The following is an 8,460-nucleotide window of genomic DNA, read 5'->3' on the forward strand; positions in this document are numbered from 1 at the left end:
ATGTACGAGAATGCGCCGCCAGGGCGACGCGCCGAGAACGGCGCCGGAAATAGCGTCGATGACATGGAGATCACGACCACCGACCTCGGGCTCGCAGCCCGCGTCCAGCACCTCACGAAGACGTACGGCTCGGGAGAGGGCACCGTCCGCGCCCTCGACGACGTCAGCGTCGGAATCCGCCGCGGTCAGTTCACCGCGATCATGGGTCCGTCCGGATCCGGCAAGTCGACGCTCATGCACATCATGGCCGGGCTCGACACCCCGACCGACGGACGCGTCTGGATCGGCGACACCGACATCACCGGCCTCGGCGACCTCGACCTCACGGTCCTGCGCCGCCGTCGCGTCGGCTTCATCTTCCAGGCGTTCAACCTCGTCCCGACGCTCACGGCGATGGGGAACATCCTGCTGCCGTTCGAGCTCGACGGTCGCCGGCCGAGTGCGATCGAGAAAGCGCGCATCGACGGGCTCGTCCAGACGCTGGGGCTCGGCCCTCGACTGAATCACCGACCCCATCAGCTGTCAGGCGGGCAGCAGCAGCGCGTGGCCATCGCGCGTGCTCTCGCGACCGCCCCCGACCTGGTCTTCGCCGACGAGCCCACCGGAAATCTCGACTCTCAGACAGGTCGCGAGGTGCTGCAGCTGCTCGCCGCCGCGAGTCGCGAGCACGGACAGTCCATCGCGATGGTCACGCACGATGCGATCGCCGCGAGCTATGCCGACCGCGTGCTGTTCCTCGGGGATGGTCGCATCGTCGCCGACCACCCACGTCAGAGCGCCGAGGAGATCTCGGCCTACATGCTCGCCGCTGAGGTGACGGCATGACCGCCGTGGCCGAGCCGCTGACGACCACGATCGTCCCCGAGACGGCGGCCACCGCGCCGCGGCTCGCCTGGCTCCGCGACCGCGGTATGGGCGCGAGCGTCCTCGTCGCCGCGCTGTCGGCAGGTTTCGGCGTCGTGCTCGTCGAGACGACCGCGTATCTCGGCGCGGTGCTGCAGGCCGACCCGTTCATCGGCGACAGCGAGAGTCTCGCCCTCGTCGTCGGCATCCTCTCCGTCCTGCTGACGGGGGTCGCGATGTACGTCGCGGCGATCGTCACCGCGAACACGTTCTCGACGATCATCGCCGGTCGCACGCGTCAGATCGCCCTCATGCGCCTGATCGGCGCATCGGCGCGATCGCAGCGCGCGGAGGTCGGGAAACAGGGGCTCGTCGTCGGCGTGATCGGCGCGCTGCTCGGCCTCGTCGCGGGCATCGGGCTCGCCGCCGTGGGCGTGCAGATCGGATCGCAGCTCATCGGCACCTCGCCCGAGAGCTTCACGCTCGTGCAGCCCTTCGTCGCGCTTCCCGTCATCGGCGTCGCGCTCACCACCTGGGCCGCGGCCTGGGCCGGATCGCGTCGCGTGCTGACCGTCACCCCGCTGCAGGCGATCGGCGGGTCGGTCGAGCGCACGCACGAGGAGGTCTCGCGCCCCCGCCGCCACATCGGCGCATGGATCCTGCTCGTCACCGGGGCGCTTCTGCTCGCGGCCGGTGTCGGCCTCGGCCTGCTGCACCCGGTCGGCGTCGTCGTGGGGTTCTTCGGCGGAATCCTGTCGTTCACGGGGCTCGCGACCGGGTCCGTCCTGTTCATGCCGCCCGTGCTGCGGTTGGTCGGCCGGCTGTTCGGGTCGAGCGCCACCGCGCGGCTCGCGGCCGAGAACGCGCTCCGCTACCCCGAGCGGTCGTCACGCATGACGATCGGCGTGGTCATGGGCGTCACGCTCGTCACGCTGTTCGCGGTCGCCCTCGAGTCGGTCAAGCAGATGATGATCGGCCAGTCGGGCGGAGAGGTGCCGCCGGAGTTCTTCGCCCCCTACGACGCGTTCGCCGGCGTCATGATGGTGCTCGTCGCGGTGTCGGCGGTGATCGCCGCAGTGGGTCTCGTCAACCTGCTGACGATCGGCGTCGTCCAGCGCCGCCGCGAACTGGGACTGCTGCGGTCGATCGGGCTGTCGAACCGGCAGGTGCGCCGCATGGTGCTGCTGGAGGCGACGCACATCACGGTCGCGGCGACCCTCACCGGACTCGTACTGGGCGTGGTCTACGGCTGGATCGCCGCCCAGTCGCTGCTCGGCTCTGTGCCGACCTATCCCGACTTCGCCCCCGCAGGGCTCGTCGCGCCGCACGTCCCGTGGCTCCCGGTCGTCATCATCGTCGTCGCGACGGCGGTGCTGACCCTCGTGGCGGCAGCCGCGCCGACCAGGCTCGCGACTCGAGTCGCCCCGGTCGAAGCACTCGCCGCCGACTGAGCGTCATCTTCCGTCACCCTCGCCCTCGTCGGAGGGCGAGGGTGACGTCGCGCTTTAGGCTGGACGGATGCCGACTCCCTTCGACCAGTCCACGTATCAGGTGCGCCTCGACTGGGGCGTCGAGGGTCTCGGGCGGCTGGCCCCGGCCGACGTCGTCGTGGTGGTCGACGTGCTGCGCTTCTCGTCGACGGTGGCGGATGCCGTCGCCTCCGGCGCGTCCGTGTCGCTCGCCGACGCGGGGGAGTGGTCGCGCAACGGCGCCGCCGTGGCCGCCGCGGCCGAGGGGGCCACGGTCTTCCTCGGCAGTGTGCGCAACGCGGGTGCCGTCGCGCGAGCCATCGCCGTGGAGCAGGAGCGACGCCAGGCCCGCACGTCGGTCGCCGTGATCGCGGCGGGCGAGCTCGACAGCACGGGAGGACTCCGCTTCGCCGTGGAGGACCACCTCGGCGCGGGTGCCGTGATCGCCGCCCTCACGGATCTGGGCATCGACCACACGGCGCCGGATGCCGCGGTCGCGGCCGAAGGGTTCCGAGCCCTCCGCCGCGCGCTGCGTCACATGCTCAGCGCGAGCGGGTCGGCGCGCGAGATCGCCGACGGCGTGCCCGCCACCGACCGCATGACGGCGGCGGGACTGAGGCCGACCACCGCGACGGAGGCCGCCGAGCTCGACGCGATCGACGCGGTCCCGGTGCTGCGCGACGGGGTGTTCGTCGCCTTCGCGTGAGTCTCGCGACCGATCGGCCGACCTGGTCGTAGGGTCGGGGCATGAGGTTCGTCCCCGCCTTCATCCTCGACGCCGTGTTCGTGCTCGTCTTCGCCGTGATCGGGCGAGCGTCTCACCAGGAGGATGCCGCGGGCTTCCTCGTCACGGCCTGGCCGTTCCTCGTGGCGCTGCTGGTCGGGCATCTCGTGGCTGCGCTGCTGCCGGGTCGTCCTCGGCGGCCATGGTCGTTGGCGTGGGGCGCTGTGGTGTGGATCGTGACCGTCGTGGGCGGAATGCTCCTGCGCGTCGTCTCGGGCGACACGGCGCAGGTCGCTTTCGTCATCGTCGCGACACTGGTCCTCGGCGTGCTGCTCGTCGGGTGGCGTGCTGTGGCAGCACTCCTCCGCCGTCGGTCGAGCGCGCGGGCGGCTTCCGGTTCAGTCGGTGACGACGGATCGCTCGACGGCGCGAGCGAGCACGCGGGTGCTGCGTCGATCGACGACGCTGCCGCATCGGAGCCCGCGGCGTCGGACGACGGTGTCGCCGAGCACGATCGCGATCCTCGTCGCGACTGAACGCGGCGACCCGCGCGCGGTCAGCGTGACATCTGCGCCGCGAGTCGCGTATCGGCGGTGATCTCGCGGCGGGTCCACGAGAAGAGGTGCCGCGCGTCGAACGTGCGCGAGCAGCGGGCGCACGACGTCGCGCGCGATGGTCGTCGATGGCGGTAGGTCACATGGCCGGCGGGGCACCGCCCCACCCAGGGTGCGAGCTCGACGGCCGTCTCGCCGTGGTGCGTGGTGCCGCCGACGTAGCCGAGGTCGCGCGCCACGCGCTTCCACACCGGGCCGTGCGCGGCGGCGTGCCCGGCGAGCGCATGGGCGACCTCGTGCAGCAGCACCTGGTGGATCTCGTCGTCGTCGAACCGGGCGGCCAGATACCGTGACACCGTGATGCGCTTCTTCGAGTAGTCGCACTGACCCGCGCGGCGCTTCGCATGGTCGAACCCGAACGACCAGCTGTCGTCGAGGTGCATCGAGATGAGTGCTTCGCCCCAGACGCGCACCCGGTCAAGTTCCGCCATGCGCTCAGGCTAAGCCATGCCGCCGACATCGCGGCGGCATCCGCACGCGGGCGCCGCGGCGGTCATCCGTCCGTCCAGACGTCGAGCGGGGTCAGCCAGCGAGCAGCTCCGACGAGCGACGGCGCTCGGCCGCCTCGATCGCGAGCAGCACGGTCTCGAGCTCCCGGTCGTCGGCACCGGCCTCGCGACGCAGGAAGAGCGACTGCTTGAAGCTCTCGCGCGCCGTGTCGTAGTCGCCCGCCTCGTAGGCGTTGCGCCCGTGGTGGTGGTACGCGAACGCGGCGATCGACAGCCACCGCTGCCCCTCCGCCTCGGTCGCGCACGTCGCCAGCTCCTGCTCGGCGGCGGCGTGGGCTCGGCGATGCTGCAGCACGGTCGCGTGCAGCACGCGCGCGCGGAGCACGTCCTTGCGCGTGCCGGCCATCCGAGCCTGACGCACGGTCTCGTCGGCGACCGAGAGCGCATCGTCGAGGCGGTTCAGCACCTTCAGCAGCCACACGCGCTCGAGCAGGGCGGGAAGGCTGCGCTGACCCGAGATCTCCTCCAGGCGTGCCGCGCATTCATCGAGATCGACCAGTTCGCGAAGACTCTCGTGGTCGTATCCACGGATGAAACTCATTGCTCTCCTCTCGCAGCATCCCCCGACCAGTGTGCCCTCCGTGGGCGCCCCAGCCGGGGCGGCACGCCCCGAGTCGCCGCATCCGATCGATCGGTCGATGCTCAGCGCAGGAAGAGCGAGGCGTCCGGACGTGGCGAGGGCACGGCATCCGCGTCCGTCACGACGCGAGCGCCCTGGATGAACGACGCCACCTCCGCCCCCTGCGCGATCTTCGCCGGGTGGGGGCCTGCGGCCAGCGTGCGCGGCAGCCACTCCGTCGGCAGGGGAGAGCCGGATGCCGCGATGACGAGGTTTCCGAAACGGCGGCCCTTCAGCACCTGGGTGTCGGCGAGGATACCGATCTCGGGCAGCACCTCGGCGATCGTGGCGACCTGCCTGCGTGCGAACGCGAGACCGGGGCCGTCGGCGACGTTGACGAGCAGCACGCCGGTGGGCGCGAGCAGAGCACGCAGCTCACGGTAGAACTCGACGCTCGTGAGGTGAGCGGGGGTCTGCGCGCCGGAGTAGACGTCGGAGACGACGAGGTGGCACGACCCCTGCAGTGCGGCGGGCAGACGGCCGACGCCTTCCCTGGCGTCGCCGATGCGCACCCGGATCGCGGCATCGCGGGGGAGCGGAAGATGCTCCTTCACGAGAGCGGCGAGCGGCGCCTCCAGCTCGATGACCTGCTGCCGCGAGCCCGGCCGGGTGGCGGCCACATAGCGGGGGATGGTGAGCGCGCCCGCGCCGAGGTGCACCGCGGTGAGAGGGCCGTCGCGCAGCTGGTCGATCACCGCTCCCATCCGCACGATGTACTCGAAGTGCAGATGCGTGGGGTCGTCGAGGTCGACGTGCGACTGCGGAGTGTCGTCGACGATGAGCTCGAAGCCGCTCGCGAACTCGGAGGGGATGATGCGGGCGATGCCGCCATGGTCGAGACGGGTCTGCGGATGCTCGGTGTCGCGCGCTCTCGTCCTGCCCATGCTCTGAGACTACGCGCTCGCCCGCGTCGATCAGCGGGACTGGTTGCCCACCGAGCACGTCTCCTGGTCGACGCTCTGCCCGGAGATCTCGGGAGGCAGCGTCGCACGAGGAGCCTCCGTCGGCGCGGGCGTGGCCGACGCTTCCTCTGTGGGAGCGGGCTCCGTGGGCTCGACGAGTTCGACGCTCTGATTCGTCGCCACGTCGCCCGACAGCGAGACCGGCTCGCCCGCCGCGAGCGCCGCCCACAGCGGCTCAGCCGCCTGCTCGTCGGGGACCACCTTGATGCCCGGGTTGTCGGGGTCGTCGAGGTTGGGGTACTGCACGAACACGAAGTCCGAGAACCGCACGTCCTTGAGCGCGAGGGCCAGCTGGCTGAGGGTCAGCGGGTTGTTCAGCGACTGGCTCGGGACGATGTTGTCGGCGACGGTGTTCGCGAGCCGGAGCACGGTCGAGGGATCGGTGAGCGTCTCTGCGCTGAGGATCTTCTTCGCCAGCCGCGACATGTACTGCTGCTGATTGGAGATGCGGGCGAGGTCGCTCTCGTCGCCGACGCCGTGGCGGGTGCGGATGAACGCGAGCGCGTCGGCGCCCGAGACCGTGTGGGTGCCGACGGGCAGGTCGATGCCGGCCTGAGGGTCGCGGATCCCGTCGCCTGCGACGCACACCTCGACGCCGCCGATCGCGTCGGTGATCTCGATCACGCCGTCGAAGCTGATCTTCGCGGCGAACTCGATCGGGATGCCGCTGAGGTCGGTGATGGTCTTCGCGATGCACGAGACGCCCGCGTGGTCGAACAGGGAGTTCATCGGCGCCTTCGACATCGACGAGGCGGTCGAGCCGTCCTCCCGCGTGCACTCGGGGACGCGCACCATCAGGTCGCGGGGGAACGACACCACGGTGACGTTGCGAGGTGCGGCCGACACGTGCACGAGCAGATTGACGTCGTTGCGGATGCCGTCGTCGGCCTCCTCGCACCGCTCGCCGAGGAGCTGGGTGGTGATCTCGCCGCACTCGTCCGTCCCGACGACGAGGATGCTGAACGCCTTGTCGTCCGGGTAGGCGCCGAGTGCCGGGGGAGCGGCGTCGCCGCCGTCCTCGAGCGCGACGGCGCCGTCCCCGGTGCGGTTGAGGAGGTCGGCCGCGACGAAACCGCCGATGGCGATGGCCGATACCAGAACCACGCTGAGCGAGATGCCCAGGATCTTCAGGAAGGATGAGAGTGCCGTGGGCGTCGGCAGGGTCGCGTGGCGTGCGACGGTCGATCTTCTCGTGTCATCCAGGGCGCCTGACATGCGGCAGAGCCTACCCGTCGAGCCTGGCGGAGCCCGATGTTACGGGTGCATGACGTTTCCGGGAGCAACTTGCAGGGAATTAGTTAGTCGTGAATACTTTTTCCTACGTGGTAGGCAGCACCCGAGCCCGCCAGGACGTTCAAAGAGGAGATCCCTGATGCACAAGCGCATCCTTCCGGTCGTGGCGCTCGGCGCTGTGGCCACCCTGGGCCTGGCGGCCTGCGCCGGCGGAGCCGGTGACGACAACGGCGGAGCGGTCGACGGCGAAGGCCAGGAGCTCACCGTCTGGATCATGAAGGGCACCAACCCCGACTCCAGCGCCTTCTACGACGAGGTCTCGAAGGCCTTCGAGGACGAGACCGGAGCGACCGTCACCATCGAGGAGATCCAGTGGGCGGACGCCCACGACCGGTTCGTGACCTCGATCGCCGGCGGCACCACCCCCGACATCGCCGAGACCGGCACCACCTGGACCGCCGAGTTCGCCGACGCGGGCGCGCTCGAGCCGCTCGACGAGTACGTCGACGCCGAGAAGGGCCTCCGCGACGACCTCGTCGAGGGTCTCGCGGTCGCCGGCACCTACGACGACGAGCTGTACGGCATGCCCTGGTACGCCGGAGTCCGTTCGCTCGTCTACCGCACCGACGTGTTCGAGGAGCTCGGTCTCGAGGCTCCGAAGACGTGGGACGACATCGTCGCCGCCGGCGAGGCCATCAAGGCCGCCAAGCCCGACATGCTGCCGTTCCCCGTCCCGGGCGACGCCGAGTTCCAGGTCTACCCCTGGGTCTGGGGCGCCGGCGGCGAGGTCGCCACGCAGGACGGCGGCGAGTGGACCAGCGAGCTCGACAGCAAGGAGTCGCAGGCCGGGATCGAGTTCTACACGGGACTCGCGACCGAGCACGGGTTCTCCTCGGCGGGCGCCACCACCTGGAAGGAGACCGACCTCCGCGACGCCTTCACGCAGGGCAACGTCGCGATGATGCTCTCCGGCTCGTGGACCCCCAAGGCCCTCATCGAGGCCGCACCCGACCTCGACGGCAAGATCGGCGCGGCCGTGATCCCCGGTGAGGACGGCGGCATCGCTCCGTCCGTGCTCGGCGGCTCGCACCTCTCGGTGTTCAACACGACGAAGAACGCCGACCTCGCGTGGCAGTTCGTCAAGCTCATGACCACGGGCGAGTTCGCCGAGAAGTGGGCGGACGAGACCGGTTACTTCCCCGGCGTGCAGTCGGCGATGGAAGAGGCCCTCGCCTCGACCGACCCGCTGGTCGCTCCGTTCGCGGAGCAGATGGTCGAGGGCGGCGCGTCCGTGCCGGTCACCCCGAACTTCGGTGCCGTCCAGGCCAAGAAGACGACCAACGCCATGATCCAGGCCATCCTCAGCGGGCAGAAGGACGTCGCAACGGCGACGAAGGATGCCGCTGCTGAGATGACCGAGCTGCTCAACCAGTAAGACAGTTAGGCAATATCACCCCATGTCGATGGTGCACGCGCCACTGCCGGCC

At 70.4% G+C, this 8,460-nt stretch carries 9 protein-coding genes; 5 read left to right on the forward strand and 4 right to left on the reverse strand.

What is annotated here, in order from left to right; all coding sequences use genetic code 11:
- Window positions 1-63: 63 nt before the first annotated feature.
- From AUC47_RS01265 to AUC47_RS01280, 4 genes are all read left to right on the forward strand, one after another.
- The gene (locus tag AUC47_RS01265) at window positions 64-825 is read left to right on the forward strand and encodes an ABC transporter ATP-binding protein (protein WP_096713412.1); all 762 of its coding nucleotides are present in this window, start codon (window positions 64-66) and stop codon (window positions 823-825) included.
- A complete protein-coding gene (locus AUC47_RS01270) occupies window positions 822-2,294 on the forward strand; it encodes an ABC transporter permease (protein WP_096713413.1) in 1,473 nt (490 codons plus the stop codon). The genes AUC47_RS01265 and AUC47_RS01270 overlap by 4 nt, the downstream gene beginning before the upstream one ends.
- A 67-nt stretch (window positions 2,295-2,361) precedes the next feature.
- Window positions 2,362-3,018, forward strand: a complete 657-nt coding sequence (locus AUC47_RS01275) for a 2-phosphosulfolactate phosphatase (protein WP_096713414.1) — start codon at window positions 2,362-2,364, stop codon at window positions 3,016-3,018.
- 41 nt (window positions 3,019-3,059) lie between these two features.
- Complete coding sequence (locus AUC47_RS01280; protein ID WP_096713415.1) at window positions 3,060-3,572, forward strand: DUF3054 domain-containing protein; 513 nt, start codon at window positions 3,060-3,062, stop codon at window positions 3,570-3,572.
- Window positions 3,573-3,592: 20 nt separating this feature from the next.
- Here AUC47_RS01280 and AUC47_RS01285 read toward each other — a convergent pair whose 3' ends face one another.
- The 4 genes from AUC47_RS01285 to AUC47_RS01300 form a co-directional block, all read right to left on the reverse strand.
- Window positions 3,593-4,081: a SprT-like domain-containing protein gene (locus AUC47_RS01285; protein ID WP_096713416.1), complete on the reverse strand. Its 489-nt coding sequence runs from the start codon at window positions 4,079-4,081 to the stop codon at window positions 3,593-3,595.
- Between the two features lie 91 nt (window positions 4,082-4,172).
- Window positions 4,173-4,700: a hypothetical protein gene (locus AUC47_RS01290; RefSeq protein WP_096713417.1), complete on the reverse strand. Its 528-nt coding sequence runs from the start codon at window positions 4,698-4,700 to the stop codon at window positions 4,173-4,175.
- Window positions 4,701-4,801: 101 nt separating this feature from the next.
- Complete coding sequence (locus AUC47_RS01295; RefSeq protein WP_096713418.1) at window positions 4,802-5,662, reverse strand: spermidine synthase; 861 nt, start codon at window positions 5,660-5,662, stop codon at window positions 4,802-4,804.
- Window positions 5,663-5,692: 30 nt separating this feature from the next.
- Complete coding sequence (locus tag AUC47_RS01300) at window positions 5,693-6,955, reverse strand: LCP family protein (protein ID WP_096713419.1); 1,263 nt, start codon at window positions 6,953-6,955, stop codon at window positions 5,693-5,695.
- A gap of 157 nt (window positions 6,956-7,112) precedes the next feature.
- Between AUC47_RS01300 and AUC47_RS01305 the strand changes: the two genes are divergently transcribed.
- Complete coding sequence (locus tag AUC47_RS01305; protein ID WP_096713420.1) at window positions 7,113-8,408, forward strand: sugar ABC transporter substrate-binding protein; 1,296 nt, start codon at window positions 7,113-7,115, stop codon at window positions 8,406-8,408.
- Window positions 8,409-8,460 lie beyond the last annotated feature (52 nt).

It is taken from the genome of Microbacterium sp. SZ1, assembly GCF_002362255.1.
In the GTDB taxonomy this organism is placed as follows: domain Bacteria; phylum Actinomycetota; class Actinomycetes; order Actinomycetales; family Microbacteriaceae; genus Microbacterium.

What these genes read in the sequence shown, in the direction of transcription:
- AUC47_RS01265 (WP_096713412.1), top strand. Translation starts at nt 64, where the DNA reads ATGGAGATCACGACCACCGACCTCGGGCTCGCAGCCCGCGTCCAGCAC.
- AUC47_RS01270 (WP_096713413.1), top strand. Translation starts at nt 822, where the DNA reads ATGACCGCCGTGGCCGAGCCGCTGACGACCACGATCGTCCCCGAGACG.
- AUC47_RS01275 (WP_096713414.1), top strand. Translation starts at nt 2,362, where the DNA reads ATGCCGACTCCCTTCGACCAGTCCACGTATCAGGTGCGCCTCGACTGG.
- AUC47_RS01280 (WP_096713415.1), top strand. Translation starts at nt 3,060, where the DNA reads ATGAGGTTCGTCCCCGCCTTCATCCTCGACGCCGTGTTCGTGCTCGTC.
- AUC47_RS01285 (WP_096713416.1), bottom strand. Translation starts at nt 4,081, where the DNA reads ATGGCGGAACTTGACCGGGTGCGCGTCTGGGGCGAAGCACTCATCTCG.
- AUC47_RS01290 (WP_096713417.1), bottom strand. Translation starts at nt 4,700, where the DNA reads ATGAGTTTCATCCGTGGATACGACCACGAGAGTCTTCGCGAACTGGTC.
- AUC47_RS01295 (WP_096713418.1), bottom strand. Translation starts at nt 5,662, where the DNA reads ATGGGCAGGACGAGAGCGCGCGACACCGAGCATCCGCAGACCCGTCTC.
- AUC47_RS01300 (WP_096713419.1), bottom strand. Translation starts at nt 6,955, where the DNA reads ATGTCAGGCGCCCTGGATGACACGAGAAGATCGACCGTCGCACGCCAC.
- AUC47_RS01305 (WP_096713420.1), top strand. Translation starts at nt 7,113, where the DNA reads ATGCACAAGCGCATCCTTCCGGTCGTGGCGCTCGGCGCTGTGGCCACC.